The following is a 21222-nucleotide window of genomic DNA, read 5'->3' as shown; positions in this document are numbered from 1 at the left end:
CCGCCGGCTGCCCTGTCGGGAGCTGGACGTACTGCCGTGCATGGACATCGCCCCGCTCCTCTCCCAGCTCGTGGTGGACGACAACCACTGTGCCCGGCGGACGAGTTGGGCGCCACCGAATAAAACAGGTGTGCTATCGGCGGCGCCACCTGCGGCGGCGGGCCTTGCTGAAGAACCAGCCGGCGGGCGGCTCGTCGGAGCGCCACGGCTGCGGCTCGGGCTCCTGGGCCCGCCAGCGTGCGGCGAGCATCCGGGCCCGGGCGGACGGCTCGGACGTCTCGGCGGCCCGGACGAAGTCCTCGTCCAGGACGAGGTCGTCCCAGGTCTCGTCGCCCGATTCCTCACGACCGCCGCGCTGTGACGTCGTGTCTGCCATCCCCGGCCTCCTGACCTCCTGATGGGCCGCAATCCTTCGGCCCAGTGTGCCCGGAAGGGGGTGAAGCCACCGTCAAGAGCGACGACGGCCCCACTCCCCGCCCCTTGCTACTCCTCGCCCGCCAGGGTCAGCGCCCGCAGCTTCTGTCCCGCGTACCAGGTGGCCAGGACGGTCACCGCGACCAGCAGCACCGTCGCCGTCGTCAGTCCGACGTCCGAGGTGATCAGGTCCCCGCCGGCCACCTTGTGGGCGACGGCCAGCGACCACTGCTGGACACTCAGGGTGCGTGCGCCCGGCACCAGGGAGCCGAACAGGGCCTCCCAGACCAGGGCGTAGACGAGCCCGAAGACCACCGCGTGCCGGGACACCGTGCCCAGCAGCAGGAAGAGCGCCGCGTAGGCGATGGAGGAGACCAGGGCCGCGACCGTGTAGGCCACGGCGATCTGCTGGCCGTTGCCGTTGAGGATGAACCCGGCGATCAGCGTCGGCAGGGCCGAGAACACCATCGTGACCGCTATCGCCACGATCAGCTTGGTGAAGATGATCGTCGGCCGCTTGATCGGCTTGGACAGCAGATACACCACGGAGCCGTCGTCGATCTCCGGGCCGATCGCGCCGGTGCCGGCGATGACGCCGATGATCGGCACCATCGTGGCCAGCCCGAGCCCGCCCAGCAGGTCGGCGGCCGTCTGGTCGTCGGCACCGGTCAGGGCCCGTACGACCACGGAGATCACGATCAGCAGCAGGGGCAGGGCGCCCAGGATGAGGGCCCGACGGCGGCCGAGCAGGGCCCGGTAGGTGAGCCGGGCGACTGTGGGGTCGTACATCTTCGGCCTCCTACGCCGCGACCAGGTACGAGAACACGGACTCGAGGGACTCGTCGGACGGCGAGACCGTCAGCAGCCGGATGCCGTGGTCCCTGGCGACCTTCGGCAGCAGCGTCGTGAAACGGCCGAAGTCGACGGCCTGGATGCGCAGCGCCCCCTCGGCCAGGTCCACCTCGATGCCGGAGGTCGACGGGTCGGCGATCAGCGCGGCCGCGAGGGCGCGGTCGTCGCTGGAGCGCACCAGATAGCGGTGCGGGCGGTCGGTCATCAGGCGGCGGATCTTGCGGAAGTCGCCGCTGGCCGCGTGCCGTCCGGCGACGACGACCTCGATGTGCCAGGCGAGTTGCTCGACCTCTTCGAGGATGTGGGAGGAGAACAGCACGGTGCGGCCCTCGTCGCCCATGCGGCGCAGCAGGTCCATGAGCTGCATGCGCTGGCGCGGGTCCATGCCGTTGAAGGGCTCGTCGAGCAGGAGCAGCGAGGGGTCGTGGACGAGGGCGCTCGCCATCTTCACGCGCTGCCGCATGCCCTTGGAGTAGGTCGCGATCTTGCGGTCCTGCGCGTACTCCATCTCCACCGTGGCCAGGGCCCGTTGGGCGGCCTTGTCGCCGAGGCCCTGGAGTTCGGCGTTGGCGACGACGAACTCGCGGCCGGTGAGGAAGTCGTACATCGCCTCGCGCTCGGGGACGATGCCGATGTGTTTGTAGATGTCCTCGTTGCGCCAGACCTGCTGTCCGTCGAGGGTGACGGTGCCGGTGGAGGGGGCGAGGAAGCCGCCCATCATGTTGATCAGGGTGGACTTTCCGGCACCGTTGGGGCCGAGCAGGCCGGTGACTCCGGGGCCGATGGTCATGGTGATGTCGTTGACGGCGACCACGTTGCCGAACCAGCGGGAGACATGGTCGATGTGGAGCGTGGTCACCGGAACCTCCGGAGGATTTCCTGATTTCGGGCGTGGCGGGGCAAGGATCCGCGGTACGCTCGCGGCGTGCTGAGCGAGAGCCAAGCCAGCACAACACCCTCCATTCCATTGGGGAACCGGGCTGGTTCCAACCCGGCTGGTGTTGATCGTGTGAGACTCGATCGCTCGCTGAGCGGCTGAGCAACGTGAGCCAGGAATCCTTCTCGTTTGCGAGAGGGAGGGTTCAAAGGCCCACCTTCCGGTAGCGGCGCATCAGCAAGCCGTAGCTGGCGGCCACAAGACCGACGGCGGCGAGGACGTACACCAGGCCCTCGCCGTCAGTCGGACCAACCCCGCCCGGGAAAGCCGAACTCGCGCCCAGGAACGCGGACTGCACGCCGTCGATCAGCGTGACCGGCGAGAACAGGCCGATCCAGGGGATCGCGCCGGTGCTGTTCTGGGCGTCGGCAATGGCCTGGAGCGTGGAGACGGCTCCGTAGGAGATGGTCAGGACGGCGATGACGGCCGCGATGCCGAAGCCGCGGCGGGGTGTCACCGAGGCGATGACCAGGCCGATGCCGGCGAAGAGGAGCGAGAGCAGTGCCACGGAGACGAGTCCCTGAGCGAATCCCTTGGTCTGGTCGGCGAAGTCGAGCTTGGCCAGGAGTGCGCCGATGTACAGCACGAGCAGGGGGGCGCCGGTGAGGACGAACAGCGCCGAGGCCAGTGCCGCGTACTTGGCGCGGACGTAGTCCGCGGTCTCGATGGGCCGGGAGAAGTACAGCGGGACGGTCTTGAAGCGCAGGTCGCGGGAGACGGACTGGGGTGCCTGCGAGGCGACGTACAGGCTGATGACGGCCTGCATGACGATCGCGTAGCGCGTGTAGTCGAGGGGGAGTTCCTTGGCCTTCGTGGCGACGGCGACGGCGACCATGATGGCCGCGGGCACGCACATCACCACGAACAGCAGCATCGGCAGCACCTTGGACTTCACCGAGCGGCCGAGGCCGTAGGAGCCGCGCAGGGACTGCGAGTACAGGGAGCGGCGGGCGTAGGCGCGGCCGAGGCGGGGGCCGTCGTAGCTGCGGTAGCCGATGTTGTGGATGCGGGTCTGGTCACCCGCGGGGGTGGTGACGGGCTGGTCAACCGCCATGGCCGACGGCCTCCTTCCTTGTTGTGGTGTCGCTGTCCGCGGTGTCGGTGAAGACCTCGGAGATGTGGTGCCGGCGCTGCTCCATGCGGACCAGGCCGAGGCCGAGGTCGGCGACCACGTCGCGGACGAGGTCGTAGGTCTCCTCGCCCTGGGCGGTCAGCAGGAGGATGTGGCCGGCGCCGGGCAGGCCCGCGCCGGATTCCACGATCTCCACCCCGCGCGCGTGGAGCGCCTCGCGGACCGCGCGGGTGCCGTCCGGGTGGTCGTCGGTGTCGGTGACCTCGATGGCCAGGGTGGTGGTGGTCTGGGTGAAGTCGGTCGTGGAGCTGGAGCGCAGGAGCTTGCCGCCGTCGACGACCACGACGTGGTCGCAGGTGCGCTCCAGTTCGCCCAGGAGATGGGAGGTGACCAGGACCGAGATGCCGAAGTCGGTGTGAATGCGGCGGATCAGGCCGAGCATCTCGTCGCGGCCGACCGGGTCGAGGCCGTTGGTCGGCTCGTCCAGGAAGACCAGCTGCGGGTCGTGCACCAGGGCCTGGGCGAGTTTGACGCGCTGCTTCATGCCCGTGGAGTAGCCGCCTATGGGGCGGTAGCGCTCCTCGTACAGCCCGACGTGGCGCAGGGTGTCCGCGGTGCGCTCGCGCGCGGCGGTGGGCGGCAGGCCGGACATGCGGGCCATGTGCACGACGAACTCGGTGGCCGAGACGTCGGGCGGCAGGCAGTCGTGTTCCGGCATGTAGCCGACCCGCTCGCGGATGGCGGCGCCCTTGGTGGCCACGTCGAGGCCGAGCACCTCGGCGCGGCCCTCGGTGGCGGGGGAGAGACCCAGCAGGATCTTGATGAGGGTGGACTTGCCGGCGCCGTTGGCTCCGACGAGTCCGGTCACACCGGCTCCGATGTCCACGGACAGCCGGTCGAGCGCGGTCACCCGGGGGAACCGCTTGCTCAGGCTTTCGGTCGCGATCACAGTCACAGCTTCGAATGTAGTGACGCGCGCCACGGACATCGTCAGACCTCAGAGCCGTCTTCGCCTCAGACCTCAGATGTACGGGCCCGTAGGGGGACCCCCTTCTTGAGAGTTACGGGGCCGTTAATCCGCCGCCGACTCCTCGGGGTGCGGCCGCCCTGTTGACGCTTTCTCTAACAAGTGCCAGATTCGGCGTGGCCAGGGCACCTTCTGGCTGGACGACGATCTGCCGCACCCGCGGCGCTGGGCGGAAGCGAAGGCGGAGGGGAAGTGACGGTGCTCCAGGGCGCGCGCGAGCGGTGGGTGCGGACCGGCGGGACAGTGCTGTGCGTGGCCGAGCTGGGGGATCCCGGGCGGCCGACGGTCGTGCTCGTCCACGGCTACCCGGACAGCAAGGAGGTGTGGTCCGAGGTCGCGGTCCGGCTGGCCGACCGGTTCCATGTGGTGCTGTACGACGTCCGGGGCCATGGCCGGTCCAGCGTGCCGAGGCCGCTGCGGGGCGGGTTCACCCTGGAGAAGCTGACGGACGACTTCCTTGCGGTCGTGGACGCGGTCAGCCCGGACCGGCCGGTGCATCTGGTGGGGCACGACTGGGGTTCGGTGCAGTCCTGGGAGTTCGTGACCGTCGAGCGCACCAGAGGCCGGATCGCGTCCTTCACCTCGATGTCCGGGCCGTCCCTCGACCACTTCGGCCACTGGATCAACAAGCGCCTCACCAGGCCCACTCCGCGCCGGGTCGGTCAACTCCTCGGCCAAGGCGCCAAGTCCTGGTACGTGTATCTGCTGCACACCCCCGCTCTGCCCGAACTCGCCTGGCGCGGCCCGCTCGGCAAACGCTGGCCCGCGATCCTCGCCCGGGTCGAGAACATGCCCGGCGACGGCTACCCGACCTCGTCCCTGCCGTCGGACGCGGCCAACGGCGCCTGGTTGTACCGGGACAACGTACGGACCCGGCTGCGCAACCCGCGTCCCGACGCGCACGCGCACGTTCCGGTGCAGCTGATCACGCCCCTGGGCGACAAGTTCCTGTCGGAGCGGCTCTACGACGAACTGGAGCGGTGGGCTCCGCAATTGACCCGGCGCACGCTGCCCGCGAAGCACTGGATCCCGCGGACGCGCCCCGACCGGCTCGCCTCCTGGATCACTGAGTTCGCCATGTCCGTCGAGACCACCGGGGAGCCCGAGCTGCAGGCCACCGGGCGTCATTCCGACCGTTTCGGGGGTCAGTTGGTGCTGGTGACGGGCGCGGGCAGCGGCATCGGGCGGGCCACGGCGTTCGCGTTCGCCGAGGCCGGAGCACGGGTGATCGCCGTCGACCGGGACGCGGAGAGCGCCGCCCGCACCGCCGACATGGCACGGCTGACCGGCGCTCCCGAGGCCTGGGCGGAGACCGTGGACGTCTCCGACGAACAGCAGATGGAGAAGCTCGCGGCCAAGGTGCACGCCGAGTACGGGGTGTTGGACGTGCTGGTGAACAACGCCGGTGTCGGGCTGTCCGGTTCGTTCTTCGACACGGCCTCCGACGACTGGCGCCGGGTACTGGACGTCAACCTGTGGGGAGTCATCCATGGGTGTCGGCTCTTCGGCAGGCGGATGGCCGAGCGCGGCCAGGGCGGCCACATCGTCAACACCGCGTCCGCCGCCGCCTTTCTGCCGTCCAGGGCGTTGCCCGCCTACAGAACGTCCAAGGCCGCCGTGCTGATGCTGAGCGAGTGCCTGCGCGCCGAACTGGCGGGACAGGGCGTCGGTGTTACGGCGATCTGCCCCGGACTGGTGAACACCAACATCACGGCCACGGCCACCTTCGTGGGCGTCGACGCGGCGGAGGAGAAACGCCGCCAGGAGCGCGCCACGCGCGCGTACGGACGGCGCAACTACCCGCCGGAGAAGGTCGCGGACGCGATCCTGCGCGCCGTGGCCCGCAACGAGGCCGTGGTCGCGGTGACGCCGGAGGCGCGCGGAGCGCATGTTCTGTCGCGCTTCGCACCAAGGGTGTTGAGGGCGCTCGCGCGGCTGCAGCCCCCGGTGTGAGGCAACTTGGACCGCCCTGCCTCAAGCCAGGTCGTATCAGATGGCGTTGGCGAAAGAAGCCAGCAGTGCGGCCAGTTGTCCACAGAAACGCCAACTCGCCTGTGGATAACCACTGTTGGTTGTGGATCAAACCTAGGGCCCAAAAGAAAATGCGTGATCCACGTCTCCCCCGCCATGCTGAGGGCATGAACAAGAAGGACCCTCACCACCAGGGCATGGACGAGAGACGCACCGTGAAGGTGTCGAAGTACCTCTCCAAGCATCTGCGCCACCAGCCCGAGCGCATCGGCCTCACTCTCGACGAGGCCGGCTGGGTCGAGATCGACGAGCTGATCGCGGCGTGCGCCGCGCACGGCTTCCACTTCACCCGGGACGAGCTGGACCACGTCGTCGCCGCCAACGACAAGAAGCGCTTCGCGATCGAGGGCACCCGGATCCGTGCCAGCCAGGGCCACAGCATCGAGGTGGACCTCGGTCTGCCCCCGGCGACTCCGCCGCCGTACCTCTACCACGGGACCGTGGCCCGCTCGCTGGACGCGATCCGCGCCGAGGGGCTGCGGCCGATGAACCGGCACGACGTGCACCTCTCTGCCGACCGGGAGACCGCGACCCGGGTCGGTGCCCGCCGGGGCCGCCCCGTCGTCCTCTCCGTGGACGCCGGCGCCATGCACCGCGACGGCCATGTCTTCCACCTCAGCGCCAACGGGGTGTGGCTGACCAAGGCCGTACCGCCGCAGTACCTGCGGTTCCCCGAGAAACACTGACCCGGCATGATCGATGGTATGGACCACCTCCCCACCACAGAGGCTGCAGTCACCGCGCTCCGTGCGATCGCCGACGCCTTCGGCCTCGCCATCGCGGTCACCCACGACATCGGCGCCGACCACACCTCCCGCCGTACGGCAGCGGGCATCGGCGTCACCACCGACCCGGACGGCTCGCTGCCCCACGAGGCCCACGTCGAGCTGGGCGGCCGGCCCAGCGTGAGCGTACGGCTCTACCCGGACGACGACGCCCTGATCACCGTCGACGGAGTGGAGTGCCCCGATGTGGACCGCGACGACGTCCCCGCCTTCCTCCGCGCCCTCTACGAGGGCCACGCCTGGGTAAAGACGCGCCGCTTCCCGCCGAGCCACACCCTGATGGTGCCGCTGCCGGGCGACCGGGTGCACAAGGAGTTCATCGGGATGAGCCTCAGTCCGTGGCTGGCCGGTCGCGTGCGGTGACTGTTTCACGTGAAACACGGTCGGCCGCATACGCTCGATGACATGAGTCTGCGTCTGAGCACCGTGATCCTCCCGTACCGCCGCTGGAACGAAGGGGGCCGTTCGGCGTGGACGCGTGCCGAGCAGCTCGGCTTCCACACGGCCTACACCTACGACCATCTGTCCTGGCGCAGCTTCCGCGACGGCCCCTGGTTCGGTGCGATCCCGACGCTCACCGCCGCGGCTGCCGCCACCGGCCGACTGCGGCTGGGCACCCTGGTGACCTCGCCGAACTTCCGGCACCCGGTAACCCTCGCCAAGGAGCTGATCTCCCTGGACGACATCTCCGGCGGCCGGGTGACCCTCGGCGTCGGTGCCGGCGGCGCCGGCTTCGACGCGACCGTCCTCGGTCAGGAACCGTGGACCCCGCGCGAGCGGGCCGACCGGTTCGCCGAGTTCGTCCCGCTGCTCGACCGGCTGCTCACCGAGGACTCCGTGTCGCACGAGGGTGACTTCTACTCGGCGCACGAGGCGCGCAACATCCCCGGCTGTGTCCAGCGCCCCCGGCTGCCCTTCGCCGTCGCGGCGACCGGCCCGCGCGGACTGCGGCTCGCGGCCCGGCACGGACAGGCGTGGGTGACCACCGGGGACCCCAAGCTGTTCGAGACCGGCACCCCGGAGCAGTCGGTTCACGCCATTCGCGGTCAGATCGAGAAGCTCACCGACGCCTGCGCCGCCCAGGGACGGGACGTGAACGAGCTGGACAAGATCCTGCTCACCGGATTCACCCCGGACCGCGGCCGTCCGCTGGAGTCCCTGGACGCCTTCGTCGACTTCGCCGGACGGCACCAGGAGCTCGGCTTCACCGAGCTGGTGCTCCACTCGCCCATCCCGGGCTCCGACTTCGCTGCGGACGAGAAGGTCTTCGAGCAGATCGCCATGGAGGCGCCGGCCCAACTCGGCTGACACCGACGGCCGGTCACCGACCGCGAAGACCGGCCGCCTGAGCCGTTTCTGTGACTCATGTGTGCGGGCTCTCGCACGGCCGTGCGGGCATATGCGCGAGAATGGCCCGGTGACCTCAGCGACTCGACAGCCCGAGACCCCGGCCCCCGCTCTCCCGCCGCGGCTGATCGCAACCGATCTCGACGGCACTCTCCTGCGCGACGACAAGTCCGTGTCGCCGCGCACGGTCGACGCCCTCGCCGCCGCCGAGGAGGCGGGCATCGAGGTCTTCTTCGTCACCGGCCGCCCGGCCCGCTGGATGGACGTCGTCAGCGAGCACGTCCACGGCCACGGCCTGGCGATCTGCGGCAACGGCGCGGCCGTGGTCGACCTGCACGGCGGCCCCGGCACCCACCGGTTCGTGAAGGTCCGCGAGCTGGAGCGGGACCACGCGCTGGACGCCGTACGGCTGCTGCGCGAGGCGGCGCCCGGCACGATGTACGCGATCGAGCAGACGTACGGCTTCCACCAGGAGCCGGAGTACCCGAAGATGCACATGGAGGTCCCGGACAACCTCGCGCCCGCCGAGGAGCTGCTGGCGCCGGACGGTCTCGCCGCCGACGAGCCGGTGCTGAAGATCCTGGCGTTCCATCCCACGCTCGACCCGGACGCCTTCCTCACCCTGGCCCGCCTCGCCATCGGGGAGCGCGCCAGCGTCACCCGGTCCAGCCCCAGCGCCCTGCTGGAGATCAGCGGCCCGGACGTCTCCAAGGCCAGCACGCTCGCCCTGTGCTGTGCCGAGCGCGGGATCTCGCACGAGGAGGTCGTCGCGTTCGGGGACATGCCCAACGACGTCGAGATGCTGACCTGGGCGGGCCGTTCGTACGCCATGGGCAACGCGCACCCCGACGTGATCGCGGCCGCCTCGGGGCAGACGGTCGCCAACAACGAGGACGGGGTGGCCGTCGTCATCGAGCGGCTGATCGCCGAGCGTCGATAATTCGGGGAAAGCCACGCAGCCCGGTTTCTAGGCAACCGGCACCCCGCGTTCCGCCAGCCACGGCACCGGGTCGATCGACGAGCCCAGCTCGGGCGTGATCCGCACCTCGAAGTGCAGGTGCGGGCCGGTGGAGTTGCCGGAGGTCCCGGACTGGCCGATCCACTGACCGGGCGCCACTCGGTCGCCCTGGTCGACCGTCACGGCGGCGAGATGTCCGTACTGGGTGAAGTAGCCGTCGGAATGCCGGATCACGACCTGGATGCCGAAGGCGCCTCCGCACGACACCCGCACGACCCGCCCCGCGCCGACCGCCCGCACCGGCGTCCCGATCGGCACCGCGAAGTCCTGCCCGGTGTGCCGGTTCACCCAGCGGTCACCGCCGCTGCCGAAGCCCGCGGACAGGGCGTACGTCTCGACAGGGGTGGCCCACTCGCTCGTGACACTCGTGGGCGGCTCGTCGAGCCGTACGGCGCCGCGGCACGCGCCCGCGGCCACCGAGGCGTCCGCCTGCCCCTGCAACTCCCACCGCGCCTGTTCGAGCTGGTCCTCGATGCCCTTCTTCAGGGCCTCGAGTTCGGCGCGCTTGCGCTCGACCTCCTGCCAGACCGCCACGGCCTTCCCCTCGCCTGCGGCCAGCCGTGCCTCGGCCCGGCGGCTCTTCTCCATCGCGTTTTCCACGGCCAGATTCGCCTGCGAGAACAGATGCTGACCGCGCATCAGCCGCTCCGGATCGCCCGTTAGCAGCATCTGCGCGACGACCGGCAGCCCGCCCCCGCCCCGGTACTGGGCACGGGCGATACGGCCCAGGTCCTCGCGCAGCACCGCGGTCTCCCGCCGTTCCCGGCCCAGGAGTTCCTCCAGCCGCCGCACCTCGCCCTGCTTCGCCTCCGCCTCGCGCCGCCCCGTCTCGTACCGCTGTGTGGCCACGGCCGCGTCCTCGTACAGCCGCGCCACCCGCGTACTGAGCCCGGAGTCCGGGCCGTCACCGGGCTCCCCGTCGGCGGCCGTGGGCCCGGCCGCGAGCAGGGCGGCCCCGCACAACAGGACCACGACGAGCCGGGAACGACGGCGAAGTGAGCGCATGTCAGCGATCGTGACCCGGCCAACGGCCCCGGTCCTGTTGGGGGCGTACGCCCGGGGGACGCCTCACCCCTGATGGCTCAACGCGACGGCTACGCTCCCACCAGCAGGTCCGCCGCCGCCTCCCGCTCGACCATCCTCCGCAACGGTCCTTCCACGGCCGTCAGTTCCGCGTACGTCCCGCGCTGCGCGATCCGGCCCGTGTCCAGGACGACCACCTCGTCCACCGAGTCCAGCCCGGCCAGCCGGTGGGTGATGAGCAGGGTGGTGCGGCCCTCGGTGGCGGCCAGCAGGTCCGCGGTGAGCGCGTCGGCGGTCGGCAGATCGAGGTGCTCGGCGGGCTCGTCGAGCACCAGCACGGGGAAGTCGGCGAGGAGCGCGCGGGCGAGCGCGAGGCGCTGCCGCTGGCCGCCGGAGAGCCTGGCCCCGTGCTCGCCCACGAGCGTGTCGAGCCCGTCGGGCAGCCCGTCCGCCCACTCCAGCAGCCGGGCCCGTGCCAACGCGTCCCGCAGCTCGTCCTCGCTCGCGCCCTTCCGCGCCAGCAGCAGGTTCTCCCGCACCGAGCTGTCGAAGAGGTGCGCGTCCTGGGCGCACAGCCCGACGAGCCGCCGTACGTCGTCGCCGTCGAGGGCGCCGGCGTCCACCCCACCGAGGGTGTACGACCCCGCGTCCGCGTCCAGGAAGCGCAGCAGCACCTGCGTCAGGGTCGTCTTGCCGGACCCCGAGGGCCCCACGACGGCGATCCTGCGCCCCTGCGCCAGCGTGAGGTCGACCCCGGCGAGCGCGTCCCGCTCCTGCCCCGCGTACCGGGCGGTGAGCCCCTTGACGACAAGCGGGAACGGCGACGCGGGCGCCTGCCGAGGCCGCTCCGGCTCGCGCACCGGGTCGGGGGAGTCCAGCACCTCGTACACGCGCTCGGCGCTCCTGCGGACCCGCTGGCGGTACTGGACGGCGAGCGGCAGCCCCAGGACGGCCTCGAAGGCGGCCAGCGGGGTGAGGACCACCACCGCCATGGTCACGCCGTCCAGTCGCCCGGCGGCGACCGCCTGGGCGCCGACGAGCGCCGCGGCGGCGACGGTCAGCCCGGAGACGAGCGCGGTCAGCCCGTCGCCGAGCGCGGTGGCCGTGGCGGCCCGGGAGGCAATCCGGGTGAGGACGCCGTCGGCCGCCTTCACCTCGGCGGTACGAGCGGGCAGGGCGCCGGCGACGGTCAGCTCGGCGGTGCCGGTGAGCAGGTCGGCCGTGCGGGTGGCCAGCACCCCTCGGGCCGGGGCGAGCCGGTGTTCGGCCCGGCGGGCCACCGCGCCGGTGATCAGCGGAACGCCCACCCCGGCCGCCAGCAGTCCGGCCGCGAGCACCGCGCCCGCCTCGGGCAGCAGCCACGCGGTGAACGCAACCGAGCCGGCCGAGACGACGGCGGCGGCACCGGCGGGCAACAGCCAGCGCAGCCAGTAGTCCTGCAAGGCGTCCACGTCGGCGACCAGCCGCGTCAGCAGATCACCCCGTCGCGCCGTGCGCAGTCCGGCGGGCGCCAGCCGCTCCAGGCGCCGGAAGACCGCGACCCGGGTGTCGGCCAGCATCCGCAGCACGGCGTCGTGCGACACGAGCCGCTCCGCGTAACGGAACACCGCCCGGCCGATGCCGAAGGCGCGGGTCGCCGTCACCGCCACCATCAGGTACAGCACCGGCGGCTGCTGCGAGGCCCGCGAGATCAGCCACCCGGAGGTGGCCATGAGCCCGACGGCACTGCCGAGGGCGAGACTGCCGAGCAGCAGCGCGAGGGCGAGACGACCACGGCGGGCGCCCGCCATGCCCCGGACCCGGGCGAGCACGCTGCCGCCGGTCCCGGCCTCGCCCACGGCGGGGACGGTAGCCGCCGCTCCCTCCACGGGGTCGGCAGCGGCCTTCGACCGGGCCTCCACAGGCCGGTGAGCATCGGCGCCGGCCGCCCCCGCCACCCGGTCCGCCGGCTCCAGCCGTACGACCCGGTCCGCCACGCCCAGCAGCGCCGGCCGGTGGACCACCAGAAGGACCGTACGCCCCGTCGCCAACCGCCGGACGGCCGCCACGACCTCCGCCTCGGTCTCCCCGTCGAGCGCGGCCGTCGGCTCGTCCAGCAGCAGCACGGGGCGGTCCGCGACGAACGCCCGGGCCAGCGCGAGCCGCTGCCGCTGCCCGGCCGACAGCCCGGCCCCGTCCTCACCGAGGACCGTGGCCGCCCCCTCGGGCAGCGCGTCCACGAAGTCCAGCGCCCCCGCGTCGGCCAGCGCCCGCCGTACGGCGGCCTCGTCGGCGTCGGGACGTGCCAGCCGTACGTTCTCGGCGATGGTCCCGGCGTACAGGTGCGGGCGTTGCGGCACCCAGGCGATCCGTGACCGCCACTCCTCCAGGTCGAGTTCGGCGAGATCGGCTTCCCCGATCCGCACCCGGCCCTCGGTGGGCCCCACGAAGCCCAGCAGGGCGTGCAGCAGGGTCGACTTGCCCGCGCCGCTCGGGCCCACCAGCGCGACGGTCTCCCCCGGTGCGACGGTGAACGACACGTCGGAAACGGCGTCTGCCGCACGGCCGGGGTAGCGGACCGTCACCCCCTCGAAGGCAAGCGGGCCGTTCGGGACGGCCGCCGTGCCCGCGTCCGGGACCGGCGTCTCCAGTACGGCGAAGATCTCCTCGGCGGCCGCGAGCCCCTCGGCGGCCGCGTGGTACTGCGCGCCGACCTGGCGCAGCGGCAGATACGCCTCGGGGGCGAGCACCAGGATGACCAGGCCGATGTACAGATCCATCTCGCCGTGCACGAGCCGCATGCCGATCGACACGGCGACCAGGGCCACCGAGAGGGTCGACAGCAGCTCCAGCGCGAAGGACGAGATGAAGGCGATCCGCAGGGTCCGCATGGTCGCCTGGCGGTACTCGCCGGTGATCCGCCGGATGGACTCGGCCTGCGCCTTGGCCCGCCCGAACACCTTCAGCGTGGGCAGTCCGGCGACCACGTCCAGGAAGTGCCCGGAGAGCCGGGACAACAGCCGCCACTGACGGTCCATCCGTGACTGGGTGGCCCAGCCGATCAGCATCATGAAGACCGGGATCAGGGGGAGGGTGCCGACGACGATGGCCGCCGAGACCCAGTCCTCGGTGACGATCCGCGCCAGCACCGCGACCGGCACGACCACCGCGAGCCCCAACTGCGGGAGATAGCGCGCGAAGTAGTCGTCGAGGGCATCGACTCCCCTGGTCGCCAGGGCGACCAGGGAACCGGTGCGCTGACCGCTGAGCCAGCCGGGGCCGAGCGCGGTGGCCCGCTCCAGGAGCCGCCCCCGCAGCTCCGACTTCACCGCCGCGCTCGCCCGGTGCGCGGCGAGCTCGGTGAGCCAGGAGACCAGCGCACGGCCGACCGCCACGGCCGCCAACAGCAGCAGGGGAGTGCGGAGTCCGGAGAGGCTCAGTCCGTGTTGGAAGGCGCCTACCACGACTTCGGCGATGAGCATCGCCTGGGCGATGACCAGCAGTGCCCCGACAACGCCCAGACCGACCACGGCCACCAGGAAGAACCGGGTGGCCCGGGCGTAGCGGAGGAGACGCGGATCGATTGGTTTCACGTGAAACGTGCCCTTCGGCCCAGTGGGGTGTGTTTCACGTGAAACACACCCCGGTCGGACTCAGTGAGCGGCCTCGGCGATGTGCTGGGTGCCGATGCGCTTACGGAAGACCCAGTAGGTCCATCCCTGGTAGAGCAGGACGAGCGGAGTGGCGATCCCCGCACACCAGGTCATGATCTTCAAGGTGTACGGGCTCGACGAGGCGTTGGTGACCGTGAGGCTCCAGTCCGAGTTCAGGCTGGACGGCATGACGTTCGGGAAGAGCGTCAGGAACAGCATCGCCACGGCGGCCACGATGGTGACGCCGGAGAAGGCGAACGACCAGCCCTCGCGCCCCGCCTGGTTGGCCACCAGCGCCGCGACCAGGGCGGCGACCGTGACGACCAACGCGACCAGGCTCTTGGCGTCACCACTGTCGACCTGGGTCCACAGCAGGAAGATCAGCGCGCACCCGGCCGTGACGAGACCGACATACAGCGCCAGCTTGCGAGCCCGCTCCCGGATCTCGCCGACGGTCTTGAGAGCGGTGAAGACCGCGCCGTGGAAGGTGAACAGCGACAGCGTGACCAGGCCGCCGAGCAGGGCATACGGGTTCAGCAGGTCCCAGAAGTTCCCGACGTACTCGAAGTGCCGGTCGATCTTCACGCCGCGCACGATGTTGCCGAAGGCGACACCCCAGAGGAACGCGGGGAGGAGCGAGGTCCAGAAGATCGCAGTCTCCCAGTTGCGCTGCCAGTTCTCCTCCGGCCGCTTCGCCCGGTACTCGAAGGCGACGCCCCGGACGATCAGGCAGACCAGGATGAGCAGCAGGGGCAGGTAGAAGCCGGAGAAGAGCGTGGCGTACCACTCGGGGAAGGCGGCGAAGGTGGCGCCGCCGGCAGTGAGCAGCCACACCTCGTTGCCGTCCCAGACGGGGCCGATGGTGTTGATCAGCACCCGCCTCTCGGGCCGGTTACGGGCGAGCAGCTTGGTGAGGATGCCGACCCCGAAGTCGAAGCCCTCCAGGAAGAAGTAGCCGATCCACAGGACGGCGATCAGGACGAACCAGACGTCGTGCAGTTCCATGACTGTGCAGCTCCCTCGGCCTAGTAGGAGAAGGCCATCGGCTTGTCGGCGTCACGGGGGTCGCCGCCGATCTTCGTGGGCGGGTTCAGGTCGGCCTCGGTGAGCTCGGGCGGGCCGGCCTTCACGTACTTCGCCAGCAGCTTGACCTCGACGACGGCGAGGACGGCGTACAGGACCGTGAAGACGATCATCGAGGTGAGGACCTCGGCCTGGGAGACGCCGGGGGAGACCGCGTCACGGGTCTGCAGGACGCCGTAGACCGCCCAGGGCTGGCGGCCCATCTCGGTGAAGATCCAGCCCCAGGAGTTGGCGATCAGCGGGAAGCCGAGAGTCCAGATCGCGGCCAGCCAGTACAGCTTCGAAAGCTTGGGATTGAGGGCCTTGTTCCGGAAGAGGACCAGGTGGGGCACCTCGTCGTCACCGACCCTCAGGTGCTGCGGGAGCATGAACTTCTTGCGGGTGAGCCAGAGTCCGGCAACGCCGATGGCGAAGGAGGCCATGCCGAAGCCGATCATCCAGCGGAAGCCCCAGAAGGTGACCGGGATGTTGGGCCGGTAGTCGCCGGGGCCGTACGCCTCCTGCTCGGCCTTGTTGACGTCGTTGATGCCGGGCACGTACGAGGTGAAGTCGTCGTTGGCGAGGAACGACAGCAGGCCGGGGATCTCTATGGCCACGCTGTTGTGGCCTTTCTCGACGTCGCCGTAGGCGAAGATCGAGAACGGCGCGGAGTTCTGGCCGTCCCACAGGGCCTCGGCGGCGGCCATCTTCATCGGCTGCTGCTTGAACATCACCTTGCCGAGGACGTCACCGCTGATCGCGGTGAGCAGGCCGGCGATGACGACGGTGACCAGGCCGAGCCGAAGCGAGGTCTTCATCACGGTGACGTGCTTCTTGCGGAACAGGTGGAAGGCCGCGATGCCCACCATGAAGGCACCGCCGGTGAGGAAGGCCGCCGACATGGTGTGGAAGACCTGGCTGAGCGCGGTGTTCTGGGTCAGTACGGCCCAGAAGTCGGTGAGCTCGGCGCGGCCCTTCTCCTCGTTGATCCGGTAGCCGACCGGGTGCTGCATCCAGGAGTTTGCCGCGAGGATGAAGTAGGCCGACAGGAACGTACCGATCGAGACCATCCAGATGCAGGCAAGATGGATCTTCTTCGGCAGCTTGTCCCAGCCGAAGATCCACAGACCGATGAAGGTGGACTCGAAGAAGAAGGCGATCAGGGCCTCGAAGGCCAGCGGGGCGCCGAAGACGTCGCCGACGAAGCGCGAGTAGTCGGACCAGTTCATGCCGAACTGGAACTCCTGCACGATGCCGGTGACGACGCCCATCGCGATGTTGATCAGGAAGAGCTTGCCCCAGAACTTGGTCGCTCTGAGGTACTTCTCCTTCTCCGTACGCACCCATGCGGTCTGCAGCCCGGCGGTGAGGGCGGCGAGGGAAATCGTCAGGGGGACGAAGAGGAAGTGGTAGACGGTGGTGATGCCGAACTGCCAGCGCGCCAGAGTTTCCGGCGCCAAAGCCAGGTCCACGTCGCCGCTCCTTACCTCACAGGCTGGTGGCGCTTGTGAAAGCGTTCACATTCACAAGCAATTATGACGCATGCCCGTTCGACACTGCAGAGGCGGGGGGTCCCCAATGCTCACCCAAGAGGTCCCGGCGGGTGTGGACCGGTCGACCCATGGCCGAAAAAGGGCGCCTCGGTTTCACGTGAAACGAGGCGCCCCACGGGCTACATCTCCTTGCGGAAGCCCTCCGCCGTCTTCAGGAAGATGTCGTTCGCCTCGGCCTCGCCCACCGTCACCCGGACCCCCTCGCCCGGGAACGGCCGGACCACGACCCCGTGCTGCTCGCACGCCGCCGCGAACGCCGCCGTCCGCTCCCCCAGCCGCAGCCACACGAAGTTGGCCTGGCTGTCGGGCACCGCCCAGCCCTGGGCGCGCAGCCCCTCGACCACCCGGGTGCGCTCGCCCACCAGCGAACCGACCCGCCCGAACAGCTCGTCCTCGGCGCGCAGCGAGGCGACCGCCGCCTCCTGCGCGAGCTGGCTCACCCCGAACGGCACCGCCGTCTTACGCAGCGCCTCCGCCACCGGCTCATGCGCGATCGCGAAGCCGACCCGCAGACCGGCGAGACCGTACGCCTTCGAGAACGTCCGCAGGACACAGACGTTCGGCCGGTTCCGGTACAGCTCGACGCCGTCCGGCACCTCGGGGTCGCGGATGAACTCCCGGTAGGCCTCGTCGAGCACGACCAGCACGTCACCGGGCACCCGGTCGAGGAACCGCTCCAGCTCGGTCCGCCGTACGACCGTACCGGTGGGGTTGTTGGGGTTGCAGACGAAGATCAGCCGGGTCCGGTCGGTGATCGCGTCGGCCATCGCGTCCAGGTCGTGGACGTCCCCCGGGGTCAGCGGCACCTGCACCGGCCTGGCGCCGCTGATCTGGGTGATGATCGGGTACGCCTCGAAGGAGCGCCAGGCGTAGATCACCTCGTCGTCGGGGCCCGCGGTCGACTGGACCAGCTGCTGGGCGACGCCGACCGAGCCGGTGCCGGTGGCGATGTGGGAGGCGGGCACGCCGAAGCACCCGGCGAGCTCGTCCACCAGGGCCGAGCACGCCAGGTCCGGGTAGCGGTTGAAGTTGGCGGCGGCGGCCGTCACGGCCTCCATCACGCCGGGCAGCGGCGGGTAGGGGTTCTCGTTGGAGGACAGCTTGTAGGCCACGGGACCGCCGGCCGCGGCAGGCTTGCCCGGCTTGTAGGTGGGAATCCCCTCCAGCTCGGCACGCAGCTTGGGGCTCGTCTCGCTCACCGCAGTCCTCCTCGTGACCACCACCGGCTCCCGGCTTCAATACTGCTCACCTTATGAGGATTCGAGTCGGGTGCGAACAGCTGTGGACCCACCTCGTTCGCCACAGAAGACCTACCTCGTTCGCGGCAGAGGACTGGTCTCGTCGTCACACCGGCATCAGAGGCATCACAGCACGAAGGCGTACGAACTGGGGGGCGCGCCATACATATATCTACGCGCCGGTGGCTCACGCCGTGGCGCGCATCCCTCGTGCAGGTGAGTTGAGACCTCTTCGAAACATCGGTGTGTTGGCAGGCTCATCCGTGTCAACACGCCACGTCCTGGCATGTGAACGCTCAACTGACTTTGTTTCTAAGGCAATTGGGGTGCATCGACCATGCAGAAACGTGCCTGTCAACGCGTGCATATGCGTCCGCCCTACCCCACCGGATGAGCCCTACTATCGGCTCGCCATGACAGCAGCAGGGAAGCACCAGGTGAGCCGCGCGGAAACCTCACGCCGAGGCAACCGGCCGGGCCGGGCGGGCATCAGGGACGTGGCCGCCGCCGCCGGAGTGTCCATCACGACCGTCTCCGACGCCCTCAACGGCAAGGGCAGGCTCCCCGACGCCACCCGACGCCATGTCCGCGAGGTCGCCGACCGACTGGGCTACCGCCCCTCGGCCGCGGCCCGAACCCTCCGTACCGGCAAGTCGGGCCTCATCGGTCTGACCGTGACCACGTACGGGGATGAACCTTTCACCTTCACCGAGTTCGCGTACTTCGCGGAGATGGCGCGCGCCGCCACCTCGGCCGCGCTCGCCCGCGGCTACGCGCTCGTCATCCTCCCCGCGACCTCACGCCACGACGTGTGGTCGAACGTCGCCCTGGACGGCACGGTCGTCATCGACCCGTCCGACCAGGATCCGGTGGTCAGTGAGCTCGTGCGACAGGGTTTACCGGTGGTATCCGACGGCCGCCCGGTCGGCGCGCTGCCGGTCACCGCCTGGGTCGACAACGACCACGAGGCCGCCGTGCTCGACATCCTCGACCACCTGGCCGACGCCGGTGCCCGCCGTATCGGCCTGCTGACGGGGACCACGACGGACACGTACACGCATCTGTCGACCAGCGCCTATCTGCGCTGGTGCGAGCGGGTCGGCCAGGACCCGGTGTACGAGGCCTACCCCGCCCACGATCCGTGCGCGGGCGCCGTCGCCGCCGACCGGCTGCTCGCCCGCCCCGACCGCCCGGACGCGGTCTACGGCCTCTTCGACCCCAACGGCACCGATCTGCTCGCCGCCGCCCGCCGCTACGGGTTGCGGGTGCCGGAGGACCTGCTGCTGGTGTGCTGCAGCGAGTCCACGGTGTACGCCAATACCGAGCCGCCCATCACCACGCTCTCCCTGAAGCCCCGCCGCATCGGCACGGCGGTGGTCCAGCTGCTCATCGACGCGATCGAGGGCGTGCAGTCGGACTCGCCGGTCGAACAGGTGATACCGACCGAACTGATCATCCGTACCTCTTCTCAGCGACGTCCGCCACGGACGACGGTCAGCCCTCCCCGCGCACCGGAGAAGGGGTAGCCGGGGCCCGAAAGGGCGCCGGAAGGGGCGGGAAGGCGCCCAGCAGGGGGCGCAGGCGGTACGACGGGGGCGCACTCGTCGTACCGGCGGCCCACGGCTGTGTTTCTCGCACACAGCTCTACGGCCGTACTTCTCGTCGTACCACCGAGGCTGTGTGCCTGGTCGTCCGTGTCCGAACGGCCGGGCCGTCCGGACATCCGGCGTCGCCCCGGGAAACCGGTCCTCCGCCCCATCGGTGGGACCCGGCGCGTATGAGTGTGGTGTGCGCCGGGTGTGTGCGGGCTGCCGAAGCCCGGCCCAATCGGGGCGAAAGCCGCGATGAACAGGAGCCTTGCTCCGATTCACCACCCCTGGGTCATCACACGGCTCGATCCGCATTCCTATGATGGGCCCACGGCACCGCGGGCCGCTGAGACCAAGCAGCCCGCAGAGTGCAGCTGCGGCGCGATGGTGGAGGGGTCTGATGACTCAGGGGGCCGGTCAGGGACCCGAGGCGGAGCGGACGGCGACGTTGCGCGACTTCCGGGTACCCGCTTACGTGCACGAGACCGGTCCGTACGACCAGAACACGCATCCGGGCAACGCCACGCCGCCCCTGGAGGACGCCCGGGAGGACGCCTTGGAGCACCCGGAGGGCTACACGCCCACGCAGCGCGATCTGCCGGTCATCAAGCGCGGCGACACCCTGCAGGTGGCCGTGGACCCGGCGCCCGCCGCCGCACCGCAGCCCTCGACCGGCCCGGGACCCCTGTTCGTCGTCGGCGACGTACACGGCTACCTCGACGAACTGCTGGCCGCACTGCGGGAGAAGGGCCTGATCGACGAGGCCGGCAACTGGTGCGCGGGCACCGCCCGGCTGTGGTTCCTCGGCGACTTCACCGACCGCGGCCCGGACGGCATCGGCGTCATCGACCTCGTGATGCGGCTGTCCGCCGAGGCCGCGGCCGCGGGCGGCTACTGCAAGGCCCTCATGGGCAATCACGAGCTGCTCCTGCTCGGCGCCAAGCGGTTCGGCGACACTCCCGTCAACTCCGGCGCGGGCACCGCCACCTTCCAGGCGGCCTGGCTGCTCAACGGCGGCCAGAAGAACGACATGGACCGCCTCCAGGACCACCACCTGCAGTGGATGGCCCGCCTCGACGCCGTCGAGGAGGTCGACGGCCATCTCCTCGTCCACTCCGACACCACCGCCTATCTCGACTACGGGGACTCGATCGAGGCGGTGAACGACACCGTCCGCGAGACGATCACGCGCAACGACGCGGACGAGGTGTGGGATCTCTTCCGCAAGTTCACCAAGCGTTTCTCCTTCCGGGACGAAGGTGGAGCAGACGCCGTCCGTTCCCTCCTCGATACGTACGGCGGCACCCGTATCGTTCACGGACACAGCCCGATCCCGTATCTGCTGGGCGAGGTCGGCTCCGAGGAGGAGGACGAGAACGGCGGCGGCCCGCACGTCGAGGGACCGCACGTCTACGCCGACGGACTGGCCATCGCGATGGACGGCGGCGTGACGATGGCCGGAAAGCTGCTGGTCCAGCAACTGCCGCTGGACGACTGAGCGTTCAGAAGCGGCTGTCCAAGCGCTCGCTCGGCCGGCGCACCCCGTTGCAAGGCGGTCGGCGGCGGCGCAGGCCAGGGGCCAATTTCGTCAAACCCCCTGTCACCGCAGGCCGTCGCCGCTCTACCATCGCATTATCCGTAG

Annotated in this window: 17 protein-coding genes; 7 read left to right on the top strand and 10 right to left on the bottom strand. The window is 70.3% G+C overall.

Annotated elements, in window-relative coordinates; all coding sequences use genetic code 11:
- Positions 1-133: 133 nt before the first annotated feature.
- The 5 genes from ACLZN2_RS09825 to ACLZN2_RS09805 form a co-directional block, all read right to left on the bottom strand.
- Positions 134-376: a hypothetical protein gene (locus ACLZN2_RS09825; RefSeq protein ID WP_416977976.1), complete on the bottom strand. Its 243-nt coding sequence runs from the start codon at positions 374-376 to the stop codon at positions 134-136.
- Between the two features lie 107 nt (positions 377-483).
- Positions 484-1203 carry an ABC transporter permease subunit gene (locus ACLZN2_RS09820; RefSeq protein WP_416977975.1) on the bottom strand — a complete coding sequence of 240 codons (720 nt, stop codon included), beginning with the start codon at positions 1201-1203 and terminating at the stop codon, positions 484-486.
- 10 nt (positions 1204-1213) lie between these two features.
- Complete coding sequence (locus ACLZN2_RS09815; RefSeq protein ID WP_416977974.1) at positions 1214-2125, bottom strand: ABC transporter ATP-binding protein; 912 nt, start codon at positions 2123-2125, stop codon at positions 1214-1216.
- 223 nt (positions 2126-2348) lie between these two features.
- On the bottom strand, positions 2349-3257 hold the full coding sequence (locus tag ACLZN2_RS09810; RefSeq protein WP_416977973.1) for an ABC transporter permease: 909 nt from the start codon (positions 3255-3257) through the stop codon (positions 2349-2351).
- A complete protein-coding gene (locus ACLZN2_RS09805; RefSeq protein ID WP_416978087.1) occupies positions 3247-4224 on the bottom strand; it encodes an ABC transporter ATP-binding protein in 978 nt (325 codons plus the stop codon). Before ACLZN2_RS09805 ends, ACLZN2_RS09810 begins: the two co-directional genes overlap by 11 nt.
- 270 nt (positions 4225-4494) lie before the next feature.
- On the opposite strand from ACLZN2_RS09805, the gene ACLZN2_RS09800 reads away from it, so the two are divergent.
- The 5 genes from ACLZN2_RS09800 (at position 4495) to ACLZN2_RS09780 (ending at position 9405) form a co-directional block, all read left to right on the top strand.
- Positions 4495-6255 (top strand): SDR family oxidoreductase, encoded by a 1761-nt coding sequence (locus ACLZN2_RS09800; RefSeq protein WP_416977972.1) that lies wholly within the window; start codon positions 4495-4497, stop codon positions 6253-6255.
- Positions 6256-6470: 215 nt separating this feature from the next.
- The gene (locus ACLZN2_RS09795) at positions 6471-7019 is read left to right on the top strand and encodes an RNA 2'-phosphotransferase (RefSeq protein ID WP_416978086.1); all 549 of its coding nucleotides are present in this window, start codon (positions 6471-6473) and stop codon (positions 7017-7019) included.
- A gap of 18 nt (positions 7020-7037) precedes the next feature.
- Entirely contained in the window at positions 7038-7481 is a 444-nt protein-coding gene (locus tag ACLZN2_RS09790; RefSeq protein WP_416977971.1) for a hypothetical protein, read from the top strand.
- A gap of 42 nt (positions 7482-7523) precedes the next feature.
- Positions 7524-8426 (top strand): LLM class flavin-dependent oxidoreductase, encoded by a 903-nt coding sequence (locus ACLZN2_RS09785; protein ID WP_416977970.1) that lies wholly within the window; start codon positions 7524-7526, stop codon positions 8424-8426.
- Between the two features lie 91 nt (positions 8427-8517).
- Positions 8518-9405 carry a Cof-type HAD-IIB family hydrolase gene (locus ACLZN2_RS09780; RefSeq protein ID WP_416977969.1) on the top strand — a complete coding sequence of 296 codons (888 nt, stop codon included), beginning with the start codon at positions 8518-8520 and terminating at the stop codon, positions 9403-9405.
- Between the two features lie 27 nt (positions 9406-9432).
- On the opposite strand, the gene ACLZN2_RS09775 is transcribed toward ACLZN2_RS09780, so the two are convergent.
- The 5 genes from ACLZN2_RS09775 to hisC all read right to left on the bottom strand — a co-directional run bounded on the left by ACLZN2_RS09775 (position 9433) and on the right by hisC (position 17952).
- Positions 9433-10488, bottom strand: a complete 1056-nt coding sequence (locus ACLZN2_RS09775; RefSeq protein WP_416977968.1) for a peptidoglycan DD-metalloendopeptidase family protein — start codon at positions 10486-10488, stop codon at positions 9433-9435.
- 89 nt (positions 10489-10577) lie between these two features.
- Positions 10578-14078, bottom strand: coding sequence for a thiol reductant ABC exporter subunit CydD (cydD, locus tag ACLZN2_RS09770; RefSeq protein ID WP_416977967.1), 3501 nt, complete (start codon positions 14076-14078; stop codon positions 10578-10580).
- 60 nt (positions 14079-14138) lie between these two features.
- On the bottom strand, positions 14139-15143 hold the full coding sequence (cydB, locus tag ACLZN2_RS09765; protein WP_416977966.1) for a cytochrome d ubiquinol oxidase subunit II: 1005 nt from the start codon (positions 15141-15143) through the stop codon (positions 14139-14141).
- 20 nt (positions 15144-15163) lie between these two features.
- A complete protein-coding gene (locus tag ACLZN2_RS09760) occupies positions 15164-16672 on the bottom strand; it encodes a cytochrome ubiquinol oxidase subunit I (protein ID WP_416977965.1) in 1509 nt (502 codons plus the stop codon).
- Between the two features lie 200 nt (positions 16673-16872).
- On the bottom strand, positions 16873-17952 hold the full coding sequence (gene hisC, locus ACLZN2_RS09755) for a histidinol-phosphate transaminase (RefSeq protein ID WP_416977964.1): 1080 nt from the start codon (positions 17950-17952) through the stop codon (positions 16873-16875).
- Positions 17953-18404: 452 nt separating this feature from the next.
- Between hisC and ACLZN2_RS09750 the strand changes: the two genes are divergently transcribed.
- Both ACLZN2_RS09750 and ACLZN2_RS09745 read left to right on the top strand, forming a co-directional pair.
- The gene (locus tag ACLZN2_RS09750; protein ID WP_416977963.1) at positions 18405-19517 is read left to right on the top strand and encodes a LacI family DNA-binding transcriptional regulator; all 1113 of its coding nucleotides are present in this window, start codon (positions 18405-18407) and stop codon (positions 19515-19517) included.
- A 463-nt stretch (positions 19518-19980) separates the two neighbouring features.
- The gene (locus tag ACLZN2_RS09745) at positions 19981-21078 is read left to right on the top strand and encodes a metallophosphoesterase (RefSeq protein WP_416977962.1); all 1098 of its coding nucleotides are present in this window, start codon (positions 19981-19983) and stop codon (positions 21076-21078) included.
- The last annotated feature ends 144 nt before the right edge of the window (positions 21079-21222 follow it).

This window comes from Streptomyces sp. T028, from assembly GCF_048159505.1.
Classification (GTDB): Bacteria; Actinomycetota; Actinomycetes; order Streptomycetales; family Streptomycetaceae; genus Streptomyces.
Note: the sequence above shows the minus strand (reverse complement) of the source record. Positions and strands in the feature narration are given on the sequence as shown.

Coding starts and splice junctions, on each gene's coding strand:
- ACLZN2_RS09825 (WP_416977976.1), bottom strand. CDS start 376: ATGGCAGACACGACGTCACAGCGCGGCGGTCGTGAGGAATCGGGCGAC.
- ACLZN2_RS09820 (WP_416977975.1), bottom strand. CDS start 1,203: ATGTACGACCCCACAGTCGCCCGGCTCACCTACCGGGCCCTGCTCGGC.
- ACLZN2_RS09810 (WP_416977973.1), bottom strand. CDS start 3,257: ATGGCGGTTGACCAGCCCGTCACCACCCCCGCGGGTGACCAGACCCGC.
- ACLZN2_RS09795 (WP_416978086.1), top strand. CDS start 6,471: ATGGACGAGAGACGCACCGTGAAGGTGTCGAAGTACCTCTCCAAGCAT.
- ACLZN2_RS09790 (WP_416977971.1), top strand. CDS start 7,038: ATGGACCACCTCCCCACCACAGAGGCTGCAGTCACCGCGCTCCGTGCG.
- ACLZN2_RS09785 (WP_416977970.1), top strand. CDS start 7,524: ATGAGTCTGCGTCTGAGCACCGTGATCCTCCCGTACCGCCGCTGGAAC.
- ACLZN2_RS09780 (WP_416977969.1), top strand. CDS start 8,518: ATGCGCGAGAATGGCCCGGTGACCTCAGCGACTCGACAGCCCGAGACC.
- ACLZN2_RS09775 (WP_416977968.1), bottom strand. CDS start 10,488: ATGCGCTCACTTCGCCGTCGTTCCCGGCTCGTCGTGGTCCTGTTGTGC.
- cydB (WP_416977966.1), bottom strand. CDS start 15,143: ATGGAACTGCACGACGTCTGGTTCGTCCTGATCGCCGTCCTGTGGATC.
- ACLZN2_RS09750 (WP_416977963.1), top strand. CDS start 18,405: ATGACAGCAGCAGGGAAGCACCAGGTGAGCCGCGCGGAAACCTCACGC.
- ACLZN2_RS09745 (WP_416977962.1), top strand. CDS start 19,981: ATGACTCAGGGGGCCGGTCAGGGACCCGAGGCGGAGCGGACGGCGACG.